18 protein-coding genes and 1 riboswitch are annotated in these 20,284 nt (G+C 71.4%); of the genes, 9 read left to right on the forward strand and 9 right to left on the reverse strand.

Features of this window, described 5'->3' with window-relative positions:
• Positions 1-110: 110 nt before the first annotated feature.
• The 6 genes from ACZ4Z5_RS07915 to ACZ4Z5_RS07940 all read right to left on the reverse strand — a co-directional run bounded on the left by ACZ4Z5_RS07915 (position 111) and on the right by ACZ4Z5_RS07940 (position 4,852).
• Complete coding sequence (locus ACZ4Z5_RS07915; RefSeq protein ID WP_468258245.1) at positions 111-554, reverse strand: avidin/streptavidin family protein; 444 nt, start codon at positions 552-554, stop codon at positions 111-113.
• A gap of 294 nt (positions 555-848) precedes the next feature.
• Positions 849-1,316, reverse strand: a complete 468-nt coding sequence (locus ACZ4Z5_RS07920; protein ID WP_468258248.1) for an Hsp20/alpha crystallin family protein — start codon at positions 1,314-1,316, stop codon at positions 849-851.
• 260 nt (positions 1,317-1,576) lie between these two features.
• The gene (locus ACZ4Z5_RS07925) at positions 1,577-2,212 is read right to left on the reverse strand and encodes an MBL fold metallo-hydrolase (RefSeq protein WP_468258251.1); all 636 of its coding nucleotides are present in this window, start codon (positions 2,210-2,212) and stop codon (positions 1,577-1,579) included.
• 261 nt (positions 2,213-2,473) lie between these two features.
• Positions 2,474-3,898 (reverse strand): RtcB family protein, encoded by a 1,425-nt coding sequence (locus tag ACZ4Z5_RS07930; protein WP_468258254.1) that lies wholly within the window; start codon positions 3,896-3,898, stop codon positions 2,474-2,476.
• A gap of 373 nt (positions 3,899-4,271) precedes the next feature.
• Positions 4,272-4,634, reverse strand: a complete 363-nt coding sequence (locus ACZ4Z5_RS07935) for a DUF5335 family protein (protein WP_468258256.1) — start codon at positions 4,632-4,634, stop codon at positions 4,272-4,274.
• The gene (locus tag ACZ4Z5_RS07940; RefSeq protein ID WP_468258745.1) at positions 4,631-4,852 is read right to left on the reverse strand and encodes an archease; all 222 of its coding nucleotides are present in this window, start codon (positions 4,850-4,852) and stop codon (positions 4,631-4,633) included. Before ACZ4Z5_RS07940 ends, ACZ4Z5_RS07935 begins: the two co-directional genes overlap by 4 nt.
• Before the next feature lie 511 nt (positions 4,853-5,363).
• Between ACZ4Z5_RS07940 and ACZ4Z5_RS07945 the strand changes: the two genes are divergently transcribed.
• Complete coding sequence (locus ACZ4Z5_RS07945; protein WP_468258259.1) at positions 5,364-6,131, forward strand: SpoIIAA family protein; 768 nt, start codon at positions 5,364-5,366, stop codon at positions 6,129-6,131.
• Between the two features lie 171 nt (positions 6,132-6,302).
• Positions 6,303-6,695 (forward strand): archease, encoded by a 393-nt coding sequence (locus tag ACZ4Z5_RS07950; protein WP_468258262.1) that lies wholly within the window; start codon positions 6,303-6,305, stop codon positions 6,693-6,695.
• Positions 6,696-7,113: 418 nt separating this feature from the next.
• Here the strand turns inward: ACZ4Z5_RS07950 and ACZ4Z5_RS07955 are convergent, their stop codons facing one another.
• Positions 7,114-8,328: an acyl-CoA dehydrogenase family protein gene (locus tag ACZ4Z5_RS07955; protein WP_468258264.1), complete on the reverse strand. Its 1,215-nt coding sequence runs from the start codon at positions 8,326-8,328 to the stop codon at positions 7,114-7,116.
• Between the two features lie 233 nt (positions 8,329-8,561).
• On the opposite strand from ACZ4Z5_RS07955, the gene ACZ4Z5_RS07960 reads away from it, so the two are divergent.
• Complete coding sequence (locus ACZ4Z5_RS07960) at positions 8,562-8,981, forward strand: CBS domain-containing protein (RefSeq protein WP_468258267.1); 420 nt, start codon at positions 8,562-8,564, stop codon at positions 8,979-8,981.
• A gap of 320 nt (positions 8,982-9,301) precedes the next feature.
• On the opposite strand, the gene ACZ4Z5_RS07965 is transcribed toward ACZ4Z5_RS07960, so the two are convergent.
• Complete coding sequence (locus tag ACZ4Z5_RS07965; RefSeq protein WP_468258270.1) at positions 9,302-9,505, reverse strand: hypothetical protein; 204 nt, start codon at positions 9,503-9,505, stop codon at positions 9,302-9,304.
• Positions 9,506-9,659: 154 nt separating this feature from the next.
• Positions 9,660-9,888: riboswitch (cobalamin riboswitch) on the forward strand.
• A gap of 30 nt (positions 9,889-9,918) precedes the next feature.
• Between ACZ4Z5_RS07965 and ACZ4Z5_RS07970 the strand changes: the two genes are divergently transcribed.
• From ACZ4Z5_RS07970 to ACZ4Z5_RS07990, 5 genes are all read left to right on the forward strand, one after another.
• On the forward strand, positions 9,919-10,623 hold the full coding sequence (locus ACZ4Z5_RS07970; protein WP_468258748.1) for an energy-coupling factor ABC transporter permease: 705 nt from the start codon (positions 9,919-9,921) through the stop codon (positions 10,621-10,623).
• On the forward strand, positions 10,620-11,042 hold the full coding sequence (locus ACZ4Z5_RS07975) for an energy-coupling factor ABC transporter substrate-binding protein (RefSeq protein ID WP_468258273.1): 423 nt from the start codon (positions 10,620-10,622) through the stop codon (positions 11,040-11,042). The genes ACZ4Z5_RS07970 and ACZ4Z5_RS07975 overlap by 4 nt, the downstream gene beginning before the upstream one ends.
• Before the next feature lie 6 nt (positions 11,043-11,048).
• Entirely contained in the window at positions 11,049-11,798 is a 750-nt protein-coding gene (gene cbiQ / locus ACZ4Z5_RS07980; RefSeq protein WP_468258276.1) for a cobalt ECF transporter T component CbiQ, read from the forward strand.
• On the forward strand, positions 11,795-12,649 hold the full coding sequence (locus tag ACZ4Z5_RS07985) for an energy-coupling factor ABC transporter ATP-binding protein (protein ID WP_468258278.1): 855 nt from the start codon (positions 11,795-11,797) through the stop codon (positions 12,647-12,649). Before cbiQ ends, ACZ4Z5_RS07985 begins: the two co-directional genes overlap by 4 nt.
• Before the next feature lie 319 nt (positions 12,650-12,968).
• Entirely contained in the window at positions 12,969-16,736 is a 3,768-nt protein-coding gene (locus ACZ4Z5_RS07990) for a hypothetical protein (protein ID WP_468258281.1), read from the forward strand.
• A 493-nt stretch (positions 16,737-17,229) separates the two neighbouring features.
• On the opposite strand, the gene ACZ4Z5_RS07995 is transcribed toward ACZ4Z5_RS07990, so the two are convergent.
• On the reverse strand, positions 17,230-18,870 hold the full coding sequence (locus ACZ4Z5_RS07995; protein WP_468258284.1) for an FAD-dependent oxidoreductase: 1,641 nt from the start codon (positions 18,868-18,870) through the stop codon (positions 17,230-17,232).
• A gap of 275 nt (positions 18,871-19,145) precedes the next feature.
• On the opposite strand from ACZ4Z5_RS07995, the gene ACZ4Z5_RS08000 reads away from it, so the two are divergent.
• Entirely contained in the window at positions 19,146-20,249 is a 1,104-nt protein-coding gene (locus ACZ4Z5_RS08000; RefSeq protein ID WP_468258286.1) for a TcmI family type II polyketide cyclase, read from the forward strand.
• Positions 20,250-20,284 lie beyond the last annotated feature (35 nt).

Raw genomic sequence — 20,284 nt, forward strand, 5'->3', positions numbered from 1 at the left:
CCTTTCCCCCCCCCCCCCCCCCCCCCCCCCCCCACCCCCCCCCCCCCCCCCCCTCTCCCCCCCCCCCCCCCCCCCCCCCCCCCCCCCCGGGACGGGGACCGTGTACGCCCTCAGCGGCTGCGGGGGCCGCCCGTGGCCGTCGGGTGTGATGCCGGCATGGACCGCGCGGTGCCCTCGATCCGATCAGAGCCTGGTGGCTCCCGGGTGAAGACGTCCCTGCCGACTGTGGTGGACTCCCAGGCATCCGAGACGGTCGCCGACGTGGTCAGCAGCCAGGTGGCGCAGATCCGCTCCGTGTCGTCGTCGGCGAAACAGAGCCCGCTCCAACTGGTCACACAGTTGGCGTTGTTCTGTTCGTTGTGCCACGCCACCGTCCAACCGATCGCTGTGCCGTGATCCGGCCGGTCGAGGGTGTCGTAGCGCCCCACGAGTGCGTACTCGCCGGCGGCGAGACCCGTGGCCGAGGCGAAGGTCCCTGTGATCTCCCCGGAGGGGCCAGGAGCGATCTCCATGTGCGAGCCGAACTCGTTGTACCAGTCTCCGGCGATCGACATGTCCTCTCTCCCTTGCACAGTGATCCTCAGGGTCGGTGGAGTCCGCTGCTGCCCTCCACGAGCGGGTCCGCGCGGGAGGACACCGCGCCCCGTCTCGACGACGGGCCCTCCCCTTTCGTCGAGATCAGGGAATTCGGGAATTCCCCTCGTCGCGATCAGGGAATTCCTCGCGGATGGAGGGGGATGCGCCTTTGGCCGTCAGGGAGCTGGCCTTGTCGGCGTGTCACGGACGCTGTTGCGGGTGCGGGTGGCGGAGCCCTCCCGCACCCGCGGCCAGTGGCGCATGCGGCGGGGTCAGCCCTGGATTTCTATATGGCGGGGCTTGGCGGTCTGCGTCTTGGGGATGGTGACCGTGAGGATGCCGTCGGCGAGAGACGCCTGGACGTCCTCGGCCTTCACCTCGGTGGGCAGCAGCGCATGGTACTCGAAACGTCCTGTGCGTCGCGTGGCGCGGCGTACCACGCCTTTGCGCTCGCGCTCCTTCAGCTGCCCGGTGATGCGCAGCTCGCGCTCACTGACCTCGACGTCGATGTCCTCGCGCTTGATGCCGGGCAGCTCGCACTCGAGCTCGTACGCCTCGTCGGTCTCGTGCAGGTCGGCCATCGGCGCCCAGGCCATCGCCTCGGTCCAGGAGGGAGCCGAGGTCTCCAGCAGCTGGGTCATCCTCTGGAACAGCTCGTCGAACTCGGCGGCAATGGGCTCGCGCCAGGGGAAGGCCCGCTCCAGCAGGCCACCAGGCCGGTGTCGTACAGGAAGCGTCATACGGCTCATCTCCGGAAGTGGCAGTAGGAACCCCCGTCTCCATGCTGGGCGAGCTCTGCATGGTCGGCCACCTGAAACAGGCTTGTGACCCGCGTCGCTCGACCAGGCCGCCGGATTGGTCCGGTCAGGTAGGACGACCTTGCTCGGCGCGGCCCGGACTTCGAGCCGGGCGACCATGAGGGGTGTCTCCTGCTGCCCGACGTCGTAGTGGAGCCGGTCGGTTCGGCAGAGCGAAGAGCGTCGGGTGACGGAGTGCGCCGTCACCCTACGGTGCTGAGTGTGTAGGTGCGGCCTTCGTGGCCCCATTCGCCTACGTCCGGTGTCAGTCCCGCATCGATGGCGCGGATGGTGGGCCGGCCGATGTGGACGTACACCAGCCGGCGTACGCCATATCGTGTGGCTTGGATGCCGACCTCGCGGACGCTCGCGTGGCCGCCTACGCCGCCACGGAAGCGGATTGGATGGTTCCAGGATGCGGCTTCGGCGAACAGCAGATCTGCGTTTGCCGCCCAGGGCGGGAACTGCCAGAACTCCGGTGCCCACACAACCAGCAGGCTGCCCAGCTCGATTCGGTAGCCACATGTGGGGTGCGACGTGTGGACGACCGGACGCGCGCGCACGCTCAGCCCACCGCCCGGCAAGAGGTCGCCGATGCGCGGTACCAGGCCGCGGTCGGCAGCCATGCGTCGGAGTTCCGAACGAAGTTCGGCCCGTTCATCGGTGACGAGCCAGGCATCCAGGTGCCGGGGCGGATCGGCGCCCGGCCCGCCGTCGAAGGCGACTCGGCAGCGGCCGTACTGCACCACGAGTCCGGCGGGCGCGAACCGCGGTGAGTTCATCGCCCCGACACCCAGCAACGTCAGCCGCAGACTCCGGGGTCCGGAGGCGGCGTTCACGTCCTGTCCATGGGAATCGTCGTCCCCGCGGGCGCGGTCGTCCTGCCGGCCTCGCTCAGGACTGGCTGCGTCCGACTTGCCACGCCTGGTTCAACGACCCGTTCCGGGCCGTCGCAGTGCGCCGAATGGGCGATGCGAGGGGGTTCGGCTCGTTCCCGGGACGCTCGTGCCGGGCTGGGAACCCTGCTGGACCGCATCCGGCATTCCGTGCCGTCTCGCCGAAGCCCGGACAGGGCCCCCGATGTACACCCGTGCAGTCGTTCACCCCTTGACGACGCCGACCGGGACCAGGCGGGCGACCAGCCGGGCCAGACCGGCCCCTTCGGTGGCGGCGGCCACCGCGTCGACGTCCTTGTAGGCACCGGGGGCTTCTTCGGCGAGCCCGCGCCAGGACGACGGCCGGACGGCGATGCCGTGGGCCTCCAGCTCGCCACGCAGTTGCTCGCCGCGGACCCGGCGGAGCGCTTGGTGGCGGCTCCACACCCGTCCGGCGCCGTGGCAGGCGGAGAAGAACGCGTCGTTCTCCGGGGTGCCGACCATCACGTACGAGGCGGTGCCCATGGTGCCGGGGACCAGCACGGGCTGCCCGGCCTCGATGAGGTCGGCCGGCAGGCTCGGGTGGCCGGGCGGGAGGGCCAGGGTGGCGCCCTTGCGGTGGACACATAGTCGGCGCGGGGCGCCGTCCACCTTGTGGGTCTCGATCTTGGCGGTGTTGTGCGAGACGTCATACACCAGGTCCAGGCCCACTCCGGCCGTGACGGCGAACGCGTGCCGCGTCGCCTGGGTGAGCAGTTGCCGGTTGGCCCTGCCGTAGTTCGCTGCCGCGGCCATCGCGCCGAGGTAGTCGCGGCCCGGCGGGGAGACGACGGGAGTGCAGGCCAGCTGCCGGTCGGGGACGGAGATACCGTAGGCGCGCAGCGAGTGGTCCATGACCCGGACATGGTCGGTGCACACCTGGTGCCCCAGGCCGCGCGAACCGCAGTGGATCATCACGCACACCTGGCCGGGGCGCAGGCCGAAGGCGGCGGCGGTGCCCGTGTCGAACACCTCGTCCACTACCTGCACCTCCAAGAAGTGGTTGCCCGAGCCGAGGCTGCCCACCTGCTCGAGGCCCCGGTCCACAGCCCGCTGCCCGACCTGTGAGGGGTCGGCCTCCGCCAACGCGCCGTGGTCCTCGCAGCGCGCCAGATCCCGTGGCACGCCGTGACCGTGTTCGACCGCGTATTCGGCCCCGCCGATGAGCAGCTTCTCCATCTGCGGGCGTCCGGACAGCTTCCACAGGCCGCCGCGCCCCATGCCGCGCGGGATCGTGTCGTCGAGGATGTCCATGAGCGACCGGAATCGGGGGGCGAGCCGGTCTCTGTCGGTGTCGGCGGCGAGCAGTCTGACGCCACAGGAGATGTCGAACCCGACACCGCCGGGCGAGACCACACCGCCGTCGTCGATGTCAGTGGCGGCCACCCCGCCGATCGGGAAGCCGTACCCCCAGTGCACGTCCGGCATGGCGAAGGAGGCGCGGACGATGCCGGGCAGCGTCGCCACGTTCGCCACTTGCTCCAGCGCCTTGTCCCCGGCAGCCTGCGGCAGGAGCTCCCGCGTCGCGAAGACGACCCCGGGCACGCGCATCGGGCCCTGCCGCTCGATACGGAACCGGAACGGACCTGCTTCCACCAGCGTGATGTCCACCTTCGTCACCCCCCGCGCCTGGGGCGCTCTCCCGCTGCCGACCCGCACGAGCGGGCGGCCACGGTCAGGAGGCGGGCAGGGGGAGCAGGGTGCGGGGCCCGCGGGGGCGACTGCTCAAGTGAGCCCTCCAGCGGTCCTGGCGCGACGTGCCAGCGCAGGGGGGCTTTGATCGCGGCAGGGATCCTGGGAACTTTCACGGTGATGACCTCGGCTGCCTGGACGATGCGGCTCACGAGCCTCGTGGACGCTGAAGCCTGGTAGCGCACCCTTGTCGGCCCCGCGGGCGACGAGGCGTGCGGCGAGGGCGTCGAGTCCCGAGCGGTGGTCGTGCAGCAGGGTACGGCGCGGGGCTCGTACGCCGGCCGCGGCGGTCTCAGGACCCGGCTCCGGATTCGGCCGGGTAGAAAGTGATCAGATGGGGGGTGCCGTCGGCAGCGATGACCTGGACGGCCGCCTCCGGGACGTGCAGCGTGGCAAGATCGATCTCCTGAGGGTGCGGCACCATGTGCCGCAGGACGACTGGGTAGCGCGGCCCCTGTCCGCCAACGGCGACGATCACCACGTCGTCTCTCGGGTCATAGTCGAGGTAGGCGAAGGGCAGCCGCTCGGCCTCGTACTGGTGCCCGACTGACGGGTCCAGTACTTCAATGGAGACCAGTTCCCCTTCGTGACTGGACGTAACCTCGTCGAGTGCGGATCGCCATTCACTGCGGTCGAGCATCGTGGTGCCGCTCATCCCTCGCTCCTCCTCCGGATGCTTCCGGTGATTCCGGCGACCAGCACATCCTCGTTCCTGGCCGCCCGTACGACGATGTCCCGCCTGCGGAGACGGACTGCCCCTGCCACGTCCAGGAACGGCTCGCAGACACCCCGCACCGCCTGCGCCAGGCACTCCTCACGGGTCATGGCCCACGCCGCTGCCCACAGGCCCGCGGTATGCGGAAGCGCCAGGATGTTCCGTGCGCTGCGGAGGACTTTCCGGACGCGTCACACTCCTGATCCCTCACCACACGAGCGACGTGTCTCCATCGTCCCAGCGCGGGGCCGGGTGTGCGCGTCGGTCGATTGGAGGCCGGCAGCCTCGTCCACGATCCGCGCTGGTCGAAAAAGGATGTGGTGGCGTCGGCACCGCATATTCCCGGTCTTCCGACAGCACATGGACGACCTGCGCGGGCAGTGATGCAACTCTGCCTCGTTCCGTCCCGTATCGGGGCCGGAAGCCTACGCCCAGAGCCGTCTGCTCCGACGACGATCGGATCAGTCATGGCCCCTACAAGAGCTTCGGGCCCGCTGGCCCTGGATGTCACCTTCGAGGCAGTGCACGACCGCGGCGGATTCCGTCGCCGTTGCCTCGGCTGATGCACCGGCCGCATTCAATGTGACTGGGGTCGCCGTCAATGCCACACTCGTAGTTGTTGCCGTTGCAGGCGGATCGGTGCAGCAACGAGAAACGCTGAGGAACGACATGCTCGAGAGAATCCAGGACGTTTCTCCTGGGGTCGACGCGGTGAAAGCGATCGGAACCGTGTCGAAGAACGATTACGAGACGGTGATCGAACCGCTCATTGACGAGGCCCGCAGAGAAGGCCGTCGTATCCGGTTCCTGTACGAGTTCGGCCCCGAGTTCCGGTCGTTCACCCCGGGAGCCGGGTGGGAGGACCTGAAAGTCGGCCTCGGATCCATGCGGTTGTTCGAGGGTTGCGCACTGGTCAGCGACATCGGCTGGATTCGTGAATCGACCCGGCTGGCGGGCTTCCTGATGCCCTGCCCGGTACGCGTCTTCGGCAGCCAGGAGCGCGCAGAGGCGCTCCAGTGGCTGGCCTCGCTGCCCGAAGGCCCGGGTGTCTCCCACTACCTCCTGCCCGAGTCCCACGTCCTCGTGGTCGAGGTCGAACTGCCCCTGCGCACCCAGGACTTCGACGCCCTGGGGCTCAGCGCGGACAGCTGGCTCGAAACGCACGAGGAGTTGGCCGGTGTCGTGGTGCACGCTCGCGAATTCCCCGGCTGGGAGAACGTTGGAAGCCTGCTTCGACATGTGCGCTTCGTCCGTGACCACCACCGGAAGGTCAGGAAGGTCGCGCTGGCGGCCGACTCCAAGCTCGCCGGCCTGGTGCCCCGTCTGGCGAACCACTTCATCCAGGCCGAAGTGCGACGGTTCGGTTACGACGACCTCGAGGACGCCATCGGATGGGCCGCAAGTCCTCCGGAGCAGCACGCAGTCGACGCCGGGTGACGCAGCAGCCGGCCTTCTCTCTTCTCCTGGCAGTCGGCAGTCGGCCCGTCACCTCTCGGTGACGGTGCTGGAGACGTTCTTGCGCACCGGTTCGAGTTGTTCCGGCTCCGAGCCGAGGAGACGAGGTGGAGGCGGCAGGTGCATCCTGACCGACCCGGTGGCCGTCGTACAGTGCCCCACACTGCGGACCTCCGTGTGGAGGCGTGGGGTGCCACGCGTGCCGAGTGTTTCACCGAGGCCGTACGTGGCGTCTGCGAATCCTTCCTGGAGCTCGGCGCAGCCTCGGTGGCGCGCAGGAGGGACGTCGTGCTGCGGGGCGAGACGGACGAGGACCTGCTCGTGGCGCTCCTGGAGGAAGTCGTGTACTGGCTCGACGTCGCAGACGAGGTCCCCCTCGACGTCGATGTGACCGATGCAGCGGACGGCCCGCACGCAGCACTCTTCATGGGCGACGCCAGGGCGTACCCGGTCATCGGCGCGGCTCCGAAAGCCGTGACCTGGCACGGGCTGAACCTCGAGCACGGTCCCGACGGCTGGACGTGTTCGGTGACGCTCGACGTGTGAGCTCCCGGGCGCCACGACGTGCCGTTCCTTGTCCGCCTGCCACGACGCCGGGCGTGTCCGAAGCCGCCACGCGGCAATCCGAGAGGTCGACGCCGGCGTTCTGTTCCGCGCCCTTGAGGACAGCGGCATCATGGAACGCGGCGTGAGAGCTCGCTTGGGAGGCACCCCAGGCGTACAACGGCATCGATGCGCCGTAGCAGCCACCGAGGGCGCCGGACCGTGCCGCAGCCCGCCCGGCTCGCACCGCTCGGCGCGACCAGGTGCTGACCAACGGGGCCTGGCACGGTCCCGACGCCTTCCCGGGCCGGCTGCACACCGGGCGCCGGCCCCCTGAGGAGGGCAATCACCACCGCGGACACACCGCGCTGAAGGGGCAACCACCCGCCAGCCGCGTCCCCGGCCTCTCAGGGCACTACACCTAGCGCCGTACCCGCGGCATTCCCAGCCCGATCCAGGAGATGATCTCGCGCTGGATCTCGTTGTTGCCCCCGCCGAAGGTGAAGATGACGGCGGTGCGGTAGCCGCGTTCCAGTTCGCCGTGGAGCACCGCGCCCGCGGAGCCCTCCTTGAGGGGGCCGGCCGCGCCGACGATCTCCATCAGCCAGGCGTAGGCGTCGCGTCGGGCCTCGGAACCGTAGACCTTGACGGCCGAGGCGTCCTGGGGGGTGAGGGTGCCGTGCTGCACGGCTGCCACCATCTGCCAGTTGAGGAGCTTCATCGCGTCGAGCCTGGCGTGGGTGCGGGCCAGGCGGCCGCGCACCCAGCCGAGGTCGACTACCCGGCGGCCGTCGGCGAGTTTGGTGTCGGCGGCCCAGCGCTGGACGTCGTGGAGCGCGCGGATGGCCATGGTGCCGTGGGCGGCCAGGGTCACCCGCTCGTGGTTGAGCTGGTTCGTGATCAGCCGCCAGCCCTGGTTCTCCTCGCCGACGCGGTGCGCGACGGGCACCCGGACGTTCTCGTAGTAGCTGGCCGTGGTGTCGTGCGAGGCCAGCGTGTTGATGAGGGTGCAGGAGTACCCGGGATCGGTGGTGGGGACGAGGAGCATGGTGATGCCCTTGTGCGGCGGGGCCTCCGGGTCGGTACGGACGGCCAGCCAGACCCAGTCGGCGGTGTCGCCGTTGGTGGTCCAGATCTTCTGCCCGTTCACCACGTAGGTGTCGCCGTCGCGTACCGCGCGGGTCTTCAGGGAGGCCAGGTCGGTGCCGGCGTCGGGTTCGCTGTAGCCGATGGCGAAGTCGATCTCCCCGGAGAGGATCTTCGGCAGGAAATACCGCTTCTGCTCCTCGGTGCCGTACTGCATGATCGTGGGCCCCACGGTGTTCAGCGCCATCAGCGGCAGGGGCACTCCGGCCTGGGCGGCCTCGTCGAAGAAGATGAACTGCTCGATGGGGGTCATCCCGCTGCCGCCGTACTCCACGGGCCAGCCGATGCCGAGGCGCCCGTCGGCGCCGAGCCGGCGGATGGTCTCCCGGTAGAACCGCTTCCGGGCGACCGGATCCGCGTCGGCGGACGCTCCCCTGCCTCGGGTGCCGTCCGGGTGGCCGTGGGCGCTGCCGCCCGGGACCAGCTCGGCGAAGTACGCGCGAAGCTCGGCGCGCAGCCGCTGCTGCTCGGGTGTGTAGGCGAGGTGCACGGTCCCTCCCGGAGTGTCGCGGTCGGTCCTGGGGCCGCACGTGGCCGCGGCTCGAGGCGGGGCACACAGTAGAACGTGTTGCAGGAATCCGGAAGACTCGCGCAGGGCGGGAGACGCCGGCCCCGACGGTGCGCCGTGAGCTCACCCGTACGGCCCGGGTGGCTCGCACACGGACCGCGGCCCGGACAGCATGGCGGTGGCGCCCCTCCTCCCCACCGCCTATGGAGGTCCCCATGCTCACCGCACGCGACCTGATGACGAGCGATCTGCTGACCGTTCCGGCGACCGAGACGCTCGACCGCGCGGCGCAGGTGATGCGCGACCACGACGTGGGCGCACTGCCGGTGACGAGCAGCGCGGGCGGCCTGGCGGGGATCGTGACCGACCGGGACATCGTGGTGAAGTGCCTGGCGGCGGGACACGATCCGGCGAAGGTCACAGCCGGGGACCTTGCCGAGGGCCCGCCGCTCTCCGTGGACGCCGCCGCCCCCGCTGGCGAGGCGGTCAGGGTGATGGGCGAGGCACGGGTGCGGCGGCTGCTGGTGCTGGACAACGGACAGCCGGTCGGCATGATCACCGAGGCCGACCTGGTCAGAAAGCTCCCCGCCAATCAGCTCGCCGCCTTCGCGGAGGGCGTCTACGGGACGGGGTGAGGAGGAAGGGGTGGACCGGGGCGAGGAGGACCGGGGCAAGGACGACTCGCGGTCCGTGCGTGCGCCCGGCATACGCGCTCCGCCGCGAGGCGGGCGTCACGTCGCCGCCGCGTACCACCGGTGAATGCCGCCGGAGCCGGGCCGCGACGAAGCCGAGCGGGGACGGGCACCGGCGCGCCACCACGGCGGTGCACCGCGAGCCGGATCAGCCGCGCGGGAAAGGCAGCCCGGAGAACACGAGGCGCGTACCGTCTGCCCGCTCCGGGCGGCGGCACGCGCCGCGACCTCGTACAGAGTTGACGTGAAGAGGAAGATGCTGATCAGGGGAGCTGTTTGTCGATCGCCGCGCGCCCCTCGGCGGCCAGACGCCGCTTGGCCCACTCCATGGTCTTGGGAGTGATGTCACGCCCCGAGGCGAGCACCAGATCTTCCGCGGTGCAATCGTCACTGGCACCCGTGTGGAGAAGACTGTCGGGCGTGATCCCGCCCAGCCGTCCCCGCTTCGACTCGGATTCAGCGTTCATGCGACCTCCTCGGTCGTGCGGCTTTGCACCATTCTGGGCCCATTGTGCCTCCATCCGCATCCGTCACGTCGAAGCTACTTGCCAGTAAGGGACAGGGGGGCCGACGACCGGGTTGTGATCTCCGGCGCAAGGCGATCCGCACACCTGTGCGCCGCTTGTGACGGTTCACCCCGGACCACTAAGGTCACAGAGCCTTGGTGAACGGGAAACCGGTGCAGAACCGGTGCGGCCCTCGCCACTGTGATCGGGAAGTTCGGCTCCACTCCCCAGGGGAACGGGGGAAGCCACTGGGGCGCCGCGGAGGACCGCGGCCGGCCCGGGAAGGCGGAGCCCGAGCGGCATGACCCGTCAGCCAGGAGACCGGCCGGGGCGCGTTGTCCATCCACGAGGTGCTGGAGAGGGTCTTCCGACTCATGCACATAGCCGAGGGTTATCTGCCCCCGTTGCACGCGGTCGCCTGGAGCGCCGCGTCCGCCCCCTTCGTCGTCCACGGTGTCCGTACGCTCACCCGGGAGGTGAAGGCGAATCCCGAGAGCACACTGCTGCTGGGAGCCTCCGGCGCCTTCACGTTCGTACTCTCCGCACTGAAGATCCCGTCCGTGACCGGCAGTTGCTCCCATCCGACCGGAACGGGCCTGGGTGCGATCCTGTTCCGGCCGCCCATCATGGCGGTGCTGGGCACCATCACCCTGCTGTTCCAGGCGCTGTTGCTGGCGCACGGCGGCCTCACCACGCTGGGCGCCAACGCCTTCTCGATGGCGATCGCCGGTCCCTGGGCGGGCTACGGGATCTACCGGCTGCTGCGGAGGTTCGACACACCGCTGATGGTGAGCGTGTTCTTCGGGGCGTTCGTCGCGGACCTGTGCACGTACTGCGTCACGAGTGTCCAGCTGGCGCTCGCCTTCCCCGACCCGGCGAGCGGAATCCTGGGCGCGCTCGCCAAGTTCGGCGGCATATTCGCCGTCACGCAGATCCCGCTCGCCGTCAGCGAGGGACTGCTGACGGTACTGGTGATGCGCCTGCTCGCGCAGTCCAGCAAAGCCGATCTCACCCGGCTGGGAGTGCTGCTGACGCCGCGCCGGAAGGACGACGACACGACGGAGGCCGTGGCCCGATGAGCCGCAACGCGAAGATCAACGCCCTGCTGCTGCTGATCGTGGCCGCCCTGGCCGTGCTGCCCCTGGCCCTGGGGCTCGGCGAGGGCAAGGAGGAGCCGTTCACGGGCGCCGACGCCCAGGCGGAATCGGCGATCGCGGAACTCGACCCCGGCTACGAGCCCTGGTTCACCCCGCTCTACGAACCGCCGTCCGGCGAGATCGAGTCCGCGCTGTTCGCCCTGCAAGCCGCCCTCGGCGCCGGTGTGCTGGCCTACTACTTCGGTCTGCGCAAGGGCCGCAGGCAGGGCGTGGCACGGGCCCGCGCCACGACTGCCGGCACCGGCGAGGACGGCGCCCCGGCCACGGACCGGCCCGGCCCGGCCGACGGACCGGTCCCGGCGGACGCCGGAGCCGCCCGCGCCGACGACACCCAGGCGTAGCGCCCGGTGCTGCCCATCGACGTGGCGGCGCACAGCAGTCGCTGGCGCCGCCGCCATCCCGTGGACAAGGCGTGCCTGGGCCTGGGACTCACCGTCTCCGCTATCTCACTGCCGCCGTGGCCCGGCGCGCCCCTGGTCGCCGTCGCGACGCTCGCCCTGCTCCTCGGCCCGGCCGGAGTGGCGTCCCGGCAGCTCTGGCGGGCGTTCCGCATCCCGCTCGGCTTCTGCTTCACCGGGGCCGTGCCGCTGCTCATCCGGGTCGGCGGTCCGGAGGGACTCGTGTCGCTCGCCCCGCACGGCCCCGAGGCCGCGGGGAACCTGCTGCTGCGGACCTCGGCCGCATCCCTCGGCGTGCTGCTGTTCGCGTTCACCACACCCGTCTCGGACCTGCTGCCCCGCCTGGTGCGGGCCGGTGTGCCCGCGCCGGTCGTGGACGTCGCGCTCGTGATGTACCGGATCGGTTTCCTGCTGCTGGACGCGATCAGCAGCATCCGGCAGGCGCAGGCGGCCCGGCTCGGCCACACCACGCGCGCCGCGGCCTGGCGCGCCCTGTCGGGGCTCGGCGCGACCGCGTTCGTCCGCGCCTTCGACCGGGCCTCCCGGCTCCAGACGGGGCTCGCGGGACGCGGCTACGACGGAACGCTGCGCGTCCTCGTTCCCGAGGCCAGGATCTCGGGCCGCTTCCTCGCCGCCACCGCGGCCCTGCTGACGGGCATCGCGGCACTCACCCTCACGCTCGAAAGGTTCGTCGTATGACCGCGGATCCCGCCGCGCAGCCCGTCGTGGAACTCGTCGACGCGGGGTACGCGTACGAGGACGGTCCCCGGGTCCTCCACGGAGTCACATTCGGGATCCCGGAGGGCCGCTCGCTCGTCCTGCTCGGGCACAACGGCAGCGGCAAGACGACCCTGCTGCGGCTCCTGAGCGGCGGACTGCGCTGCGGCACCGGCGTCGTGCGGCTGGACGGCGAGCCCGTGACCTACGACCGCGCGGGGCTCACCCGGCTCCGCACCTCCGTCCAACTGGTCGTGCAGGACCCGGACGACCAGCTGTTCGCCGCCTCCGTCGGCCAGGACGTGTCCTTCGGTCCCATGAACCTGGGCCTCCCGGAGGCCGAAGTGCGGTCGCGCGTCGACGCGTCACTGGAGGCGCTGGGCATCTCCGCGCTGCGCGACCGGCCGACACACCTGCTGTCGTACGGGCAGCGCAAGCGTGCGGCGATCGCGGGCGCGGTAGCAATGCGTCCCCGGGTGCTGATCCTCGACGAGCCCACCGCGGGACTCGACCCCCACGGTCAGGAGCAGCTGCTCGACGTGCTGGGGAGGCTCCGCGCCGCGGGAACGACCGTGGTGATGGCCACTCACGACGTGGACCTGGCGCTGCGCTGGGCCGACGACGCCGCGGTCCTCACGGCCCAGGGCCTGCACACCGGTCCGCCCGGCGAACTGCTCGCCCGTCCCGAACTGCTGAGTGCTGCGCGGCTGCGCACCCCCTGGAGCATCAGCGTCACCGCCTTCCTCCGTGCGCACGGCCTGCTGCCCCACGACGCGACGGGCCCACGCACTCCCGAGGAACTGGACGCCCTGCTCACCGCCCGCAGCGGCTGACGACCCGGCACCGGCCTCTCGTCGCCTTCGGACGCCGTCCGGCGTCGGCCCGCGGTCCGTCCGGCCCCGGACCACACCAACCGCCGGTCCGCGACGTTCCGTTCCACCGGAACGTACGGCACGGTTCCGGGAGACGGGCAGCCGACGCCGACGGTGCCGCCCCGGACCGCCCACGCGTCGCCCGGGTTCATGTGGACTCCGGCCGCCGGGACGCCCACCCGCAGCGCGGTGCCGGGTGAGCATCCCGGCGGCGTTGTCAGTGGTCTGTGATGAGATGGCGCATGCCGGTCGAGGGCCGGCGGAGAACGGGGGCGGAACTATGACGGCTGATCGGTTGGAGTCCGCGCGACTGCGCGAGCAGGCACTCGGATTGCTGGTGCCGGGGCTGGCCGCAGGGGACGTGGCAACGGTCCGGCAGCGTCTGGGAGAGCCGTTCCCGGAACGGAACACAACGGAGCACGCCCCGGTACGCGGCGCGGCCGCCGAAGCCCTTCGGGCGGCGCTCACGGCGCCGCGCGCCTCCGGGCTCACACGCCTCGCGGCCGCAGCGCGGGACGCCGGAGAGTTGGACTCGGCGCTGGCCCTCGAGATCGTCGAGCGCGCCCGCCCGGCACGTGCGGTGGCGGGCCTGCTCGGGGACGCCGCCGGACCGGCCGCCGACGGGCCGGTGGGCAAGCGGCTGCGGGAACTGACGGACCGGCATCTCGCGGACGATCCAGCGCGCTGGCGGGGGCTGCACGACGCGCTGGAGAAGCACCGGGGCACACTGCCCGAGCTGCTGGCGGCGGAACCGGAACCGGCCACGGGCCCGATCCCGCTGCCGCCGCGGACAGTGCCGGCCGCCCTGGGGCTGCTCATGGAGTACGCCGCCCCGGAACACACGGCCGCCGCGCTGCCCGCTCTCCCGGACAGCACCGTCAAGGAGCTGCTCGCCGGCGGATCCATGCCCGGTCCGGGGCTGCGCACGGTCGTCGCGGATCTCGGCGACGCCCGGTCCAGGACCGCTCTCGCCGGTCATCCACGGCTCGACGCCCGGGTGCTGAAACGTCTGGTGGCAGCCGGCGACCCAGTGGTCAACGCCGTCGTCTACCGGAACCCCCGCTGCACTCCCTCCCTGCGCCGGGCGATCGTGCACAACGCGGACACGATTCCCCTCGACGACGAACTGAGGGCGGACCTCCTGTCCGGCAAGGTACCGGGCACCTGGACTGCTCCGCTGCTGGGCTGCGGAGACCCCGAACTGGTGGCCAAAGCCGTCACCTGGGGCGTACGGATGGTGGCGCAGCAGTACGCCCTGGTCCGGGTCTGGCAGCGGTGCGGACCGGACGCGGTACGCGAACTCCTTTCGCACCCGTCGGACGAGACGTACTTCCACCCCGACGTCCGGGCCCGGGCCACGGACGCGCTCGACAAGCCGGGCGGCCTCGCACGGCTGCGCGCCGCCGGCGAGGCGTACGAGGATCCGAAGACGCTGCCGCGGCTGCTCCGGACCGCGCGGGGCACGAGCACTCTGAAGGCTCTGCTCGGCGAGCCGTACGTCCACGACTTCCCGGCTCTCGCCGCGGCCAACCGGGAGAACCCGTTCATGCCGAAGGCCGCCGAGGAGCTGATCCGGCACGAGGACGCGACGGACGCCGACCGGCGTGACTTCCAGCTGACGCTGCTCAACGAGCCCTGGCGCAAGGACGGCCGGATCGCGGGCAACCTCACTCCCCCGGCCGAGCGGCTGCCCGAGGAGTCCCTCGATCACCGTGCCGTCGAATGGGCGCTCGGGGTGGTCAGGGCGGGTGAGCTCGACCCGGCGGAGCTGGTGCGGGTGGCCCGCCCCGCGTCCACGGCCGTCCGGGCTCTCACGGCCCTCGACCGGGAGGGGCTGCTGGGCGAGGACACCCGCGCCGTGCTCCACGAGCTTGTACAGGAGCACCTTGCCGGACACCCGGAGGCCTGGGCCGTTCTGACGCAGGTCCTCCCGGACTTCGTCGGCTCCCTGGCGGAGCTGGTCACTACGGCCGCCCGGGTCGCCGGTCCCCGGCCCACCGCAGCCGCAGCGAGCCCGGTGACCGGGGCGCCCGACGCGCAACCGGAAGACCCCGGCAGGACGGCACGACACCGGCCCGCCGCGCCCCCGCAGCCCGACCGCCCGACCACGGCTCCGCCGAGCAAGCCGTCCAACGACCGGCAGCGGGCGGTGCTGAGTGCGCTGGACCTTCTGGTCTCGGTCGCCGCGCCGGGCACGGCGAAGCTGCCCGCCGACCGGGGAAGCCTCGGTTTCCTCGCCGCTCACAGGTCCGAGGACTCCCCGGGCTGGGAGACACCGGACTGGCTGATCGACGCCTGCGTGAGGTCGGGAGTGCAGCCGTCGGCCGGCTGGTACGCGGCCCCGGACCGGGCCAGGGCACTGGTCACCATCGCCCGGCCGCATGCTTCCGGGACACCGTGGCAGTTCGCCGAGACGGCGTACCAGTGCGGCGTCCTGCAAGCGGGGGACGTACTGGACGCCTTCCCGGCCTGCCAGCTGATCAAGGTGCCGCACGAAGCCTGGCGGCTGACCGTGACCATCGCGTGGGAGCGTGCCCTGGCGGACCTGCTCGACCGTGAGCTGGGCGCCGATCCGGAGGCATGGCTGCGGCTCGCCGCCGTCGCACGGGACGAGACGCACGCGAGGACCGCGGAGCGCACGGACGGGGCGACCTGGCCCGAGCTCCTCGACACGGCCCGCACGAGGGACGCTCTGCGCGCTCGCGAGATCGAAGCGGTGGGCGCCGGTGTCCCCTGGGGGCACGGGGTCTCCATGGCGGCCCCGGTTTCCCCTGATGAGGCCGTCGACCTGCTCCGGCGCAGCGACCACCGATGGATGTGGCCGCTGGGCTTCCTGCTGTGCCTGGCACGCCCGGAGGCGCTGACGGCGGTACTTGCCCGGATCGGCCCGCACGGGCAGTGGCTGCTGGCCGCATACATGCTCCGGCACGGCCGCACGCCCCCCGCGGTGTTCGACCACGTGCTGCAGTCACGTGATCCCGACGCTCTGCGGATCCTTGCCTCGCAGGACAGGTGGCTGAGCAGAGGTCTGACGAGCCGGCTGGTCGGTCTCCACGACCCGGACACCGACCTCAATTTGCTGCGGGCATGTCTCTCCGGTCACATCCAGCGGCGCATCGTCATGCGGGCGGGGCCGATCGGGACGCGGCTCGCCCAGGAGTTGCGTGCGGCCCCGGGGGCACGGGTCCCCGGTGGCGCCCTTTGGCTCGAGTCGGCCGAACCCGACATGATCGAGCTGGTCTTCGCCCGCCAGGCGGAGGACCTCGATCTCGCACAGCAAGTGGTCGGCTGCCTCAATCTGCACCGTCATGGAGGACGTCGCCGTCTGGCGGCGCTGGTGGCCAGTGACGTGCTCGGGGCGGCCGTGACGCGGCTGTGTCAGAAGGCGCTGGCCTCCAGTGACCCGGCAGCAGTACTCGAAGCCCGCGCGGAGCGCGAGCTGACGGCGGCCAAGCTCGCCAGACGACTGCGCGGCCGGCGGAACACCTGGGCGGTCGGCGTCGCGCTCCACGGCGCACCGGGCGGGCCGGACTGGGACGGCCTGGAGAAGGAGCACGGAACGGACCCGATACCGCTCTGGGAAGCCGTCGCCCAGCACCCCGACGCGCCCAACGGCCTCAAACTGAGGTACGCCCAGCTGCTGCAGGCGCCCTCGCGGGAAGCCGTGCCCCTGGGGCGGGAACTGACCGTGGCCCGGCTGCGGCATGGAATCGGAGGCACTCGTCACGGCATAGGCGGCAGACTCCACGAGACTCCCCCGGCACAGCTCGACCACCTGCTCGGCACCGGGGAACTGACTGCGGAGGACCTGGTGCTGGAGTGCGCTCCGGCCGCGGTGGCCCTGCGCTATCTCAATGACGCGCGCCGCCGCGACGACGCACCCGCGGAGGTCGGCGCCGCGGTCGAACTGGTCACCGATCTGGTACGCGAGCGGCTCGGGGACAGCCCGGCAGCGTGGCGGCTGGCGGCGGACCGGCTCACCGAGCGGGCGCCGGGCTGGGACCCGATGAGGCCGGTCGCCGCACTTCTCACCGTCGGGGAGGGGTGACAGCGGAGGCGAGGAGGGGTGACAGAGAAGGAGGCAGTGAAGGGCGAGGAGCCGCGGCAGGACGCCCCGCATCGGCTTCCGGTCCGGGTCGGGGGTCAGGGGCCCGGCCCTCGGTCAGCGCTCAGCGGTCCGGCCCTCGGTCAGCGGTCCCGACCTCGGCCCTCGGCCTCGCTGCTGGATGGTTCACCCGGTTCGAGTACCGCGAGGAAGCCGGCCACCAGGACCGGCGGCCGCTCCAGAGTGCGCCTGCCGGACGGAGGCGGCCGCTCGGCGCACGCACCCCCGACAGGTGGCGGCCACCGCCCCGGCGCCGGCTCCGCCCCCGTCGGGTGGATCGGACCGGCGGCGGCCCCACGCTCGAAGGGGGACGCGACCGACGTACCGTACGCACTCCGGTATGCGGATGGGACGCACCCCACGACGCCTCCAGCCGCGCCGAAGGCCGCGCCCGGACCCGCCGAGCGGGACCGGGCGCGCCTCGGAAGGACCGAGGTCAGGAGCGGCACAGCAGTGCGGTCATGGCCTCGTGGAGGGTCGTCTCGGGATCGGCCACGGCGTCCACGGACCGCCAGGCCACGAAGCCGTCGGGGCGCACCACCACGGCTCCCGCGGGGGTCGCGCCGTGGAGTTCGGCCCAGTCGACGGTCGTCTCGGGCGCCAGGTCGTCCTCGGACGCTTCACCGATCCGGTAGGCCTCGAGCGTAATGGACAGCCGGTCGGCGACGCGTGCCGCCGCCGCCTTCCATGCGGCGCCGTGGGTGCCGGTGAGCAGGACGAAGGACCGCTCGTAGAGGTCCAGCGTGGACAGCATCCGCGCGGCACCCGGCTGGCGCAGCCACATGTGCGGGGCGCGGCTGCCCGGCTCGCCGTTCAGCTGCATCCGCTCGGGCACGACGGGAACGCCGGGGTCGGTTCCCAGGACGGCGCCGCGCGGGTACCGGTAGCCCATGGCCACGGTGAGCATGCCGCTCTGCCGTCCGCCGCCGACGCCCGGCGCGGGCGCGTAGCCCGGGTGGCTGTGCTCCGCGGACCTGGCCGATGCACGGGCACTCGTCGCCATGGCCACCGGGAGCCGCTCGGCCTCGTACGTCTCCAGCAGGGCGGGCCCCGCCGAGCCGTCCAGTACCGCGGCGAGCTTCCAGGCGAGGTTGTGCGCGTCCTGGATGCCCGTGTTGGAGCCGAAGGCGCCGGTCGGCGACATCTCGTGGGCGGAGTCCCCGGCGAGGAAGACCCTGCCCTCCCCGTACCGCTGGGCGACCCGTTCTGCGGCGTGCCAGGGAGCCTTTCCGGTGATCTCGACGTCGAGGTCGGGTACGCCGACCGCGGTGCGGATGTGCTGGACGCAGCGCTCGTCGGTGAAGTCCTCGAGGGTCTCGCCCAGGTCCGGCTTCCAGGGTGCGTGGAAGACCCAGTTCTCCTCGTTGTCCACCGGCAGCAGCGCACCGTCCGCGTCGGGGTTGGTGAGGTAGCAGACGATGAAGCGCCGGTCGCCGACGACCTCGGCGAGCGCGCGGGACCGGAACGTCATGCTGACGTTGTGGAAGAGGTCGCCGGCGCCGCTGTGGACGATGCCGAGGCGTTCCCGGACGGGGCTGCGGGGCCCGTCGGCGGCGATCAGGTAGTCGGCACGGACCGTGCTGCGCCTGCCGTTCTCCCGGCTCTGCAGCACGCAGGTGACTCCCGTGGCGTCCTGTTCGAAGGACATCAGCTCGGTCGAGAACCGCAGGTCGCCGCCGTGCTTGACGGCACACTCCAGCAGCACCGGCTCGAGGTCGTTCTGGCTGCACACGCACCATGCGGACGGGCTGAACCGCGCGAGCGTGTGACCGGGGTCGATCTCCTTGAACAGCCATTCGCCGTCGTCACCGGTGAGCGAGGGAGTCTGCAGGATGCCGTGGTTACCGGCGAGGACCGAAGCGGCCTCGTGGATGAGCTGCTCGGCACCGGCGGAGCGGAACACCTCCATGGTGCGGACGTTGTTGCCGCGTCCGCGCGGATGAACCGAGGTGCCGGCGTGTTTCTCCACCAGCATGTGCCCCACGCCGAGGCGGCCCAGGAAAAGCGATGCGGACAGGCCCACCAGGGACCCGCCCACAATGAGAACCGGTACGCGGTCGTCGAACTTCTCTTCCATCAGATGCTCCAGTTCCAGCCACCGGTAAGGGGATTGGAATTTCCATGCCCTGACGGAGCCGCTTCGACAGGGCTTCCGTCGCCCCTTCACCCGCTTGGTTCACACATCTCGCGCCACCCGTGGTAGCGGCCCAGGATCGAAGTCCGGACCCGCTAACACCGCGTCAGTGGAGGACCTGCGCACGACACGCCGGTCGCCCGCACCGAAGCGGAGTGGGTCGGCGTATGTGCCACACGCCGTGGCGGACTCACTGTCCCGAAGGAGATGTGCGAAAGATGACGACGCTGTCCGAACGTGTATCGCAGTCGGCTTTCGACGGCTCCAGGCTGCGAGTCGTACTGCTGCTGGATCTTCACGACGGGGCCCAGCAGCGGTTCCTCACTGCCTATGAACATATGCGCAACCAGGTGGCGTCAGTCCCCGGACACATCAGCGACCAGCTGTGCCAGTCGATCGAGAACCCCTCTCAGTGGCTGATCACCAGCGAATGGGAGAGCGCACCGCCCTTCCTCGCCTGGGTGAACAGCGAGGAGCACGTCGAGACGGTACGGCCGCTGCACAACTGCGTCCGCGACACCCGGTCCCTGCGCTTCAGCGTCCTGCGGGAGACGGGCAAGGCACACGCGCCCACCCGGCTGCAGGCCGCACCCCGTGTGGGTGACGGTGTGGTCCGCCACGCCCTCACCTTCACCGTCAAGCCGGGGAGCGAGGCCGACGTGGCCAAGATCCTGGCGAGCTACGACTCCCCGAGGTCCGAGGTCGACGAGACCACCCGGTTGCGCCGTACCTCCCTCTTCATGCACGGGAACCGTGTGGTACGGGCGGTCGAGGTGCAGGGCGACCTGCTCGCCGCGCTGCGCCACGTGGCCCGGCAGCCCGAGGTCAGGGCCGTGGAAGAGGCCATCAACCCGTATCTGGAGCAGGACCGGGACCTCAACGATCCCGACTCGGCGCGGGTCTTCTTCACCCGTGCGGCCCTCCCCTCGGTGCACCACCTCGCGGCCCAGGGGGAGGAACGCGTCAGGGTCGAGCGGCACGCGCTGTTCTACCCTGCCAAGACCGACTGCGGCATGGCCCTCGCGAAGCTGCTGGCCCAGCAGGACGAGGCCGGTGCCGACGACCCGGCGAACCCGGTCGTCAGCAGCACGATCTTCCAGCGGGACGACATCATCGTGCGGCTCGTGGACGTGCGCAGGCCGCTGGAGTCGGCGCCCCTCCTGGCGCTCGGTGCCAGCGGGCAGCGCAAGGCGGCGCAGATGGCGCGCCTGCTCGACACCGACGCCGTCGGTGCCGGCGGCGGGCTGGCGGACGAGGCGGAGGTCTCGCGTTTCCTGGCGGCCGCCGACATGCGTCTGATCACCGACCGTCAGGCCTCCTGACCAGCGCACACCCTTCAGCGGTCGATCGGGCACCA

Source organism: Streptomyces sp. NPDC030222 (assembly GCF_055573115.1).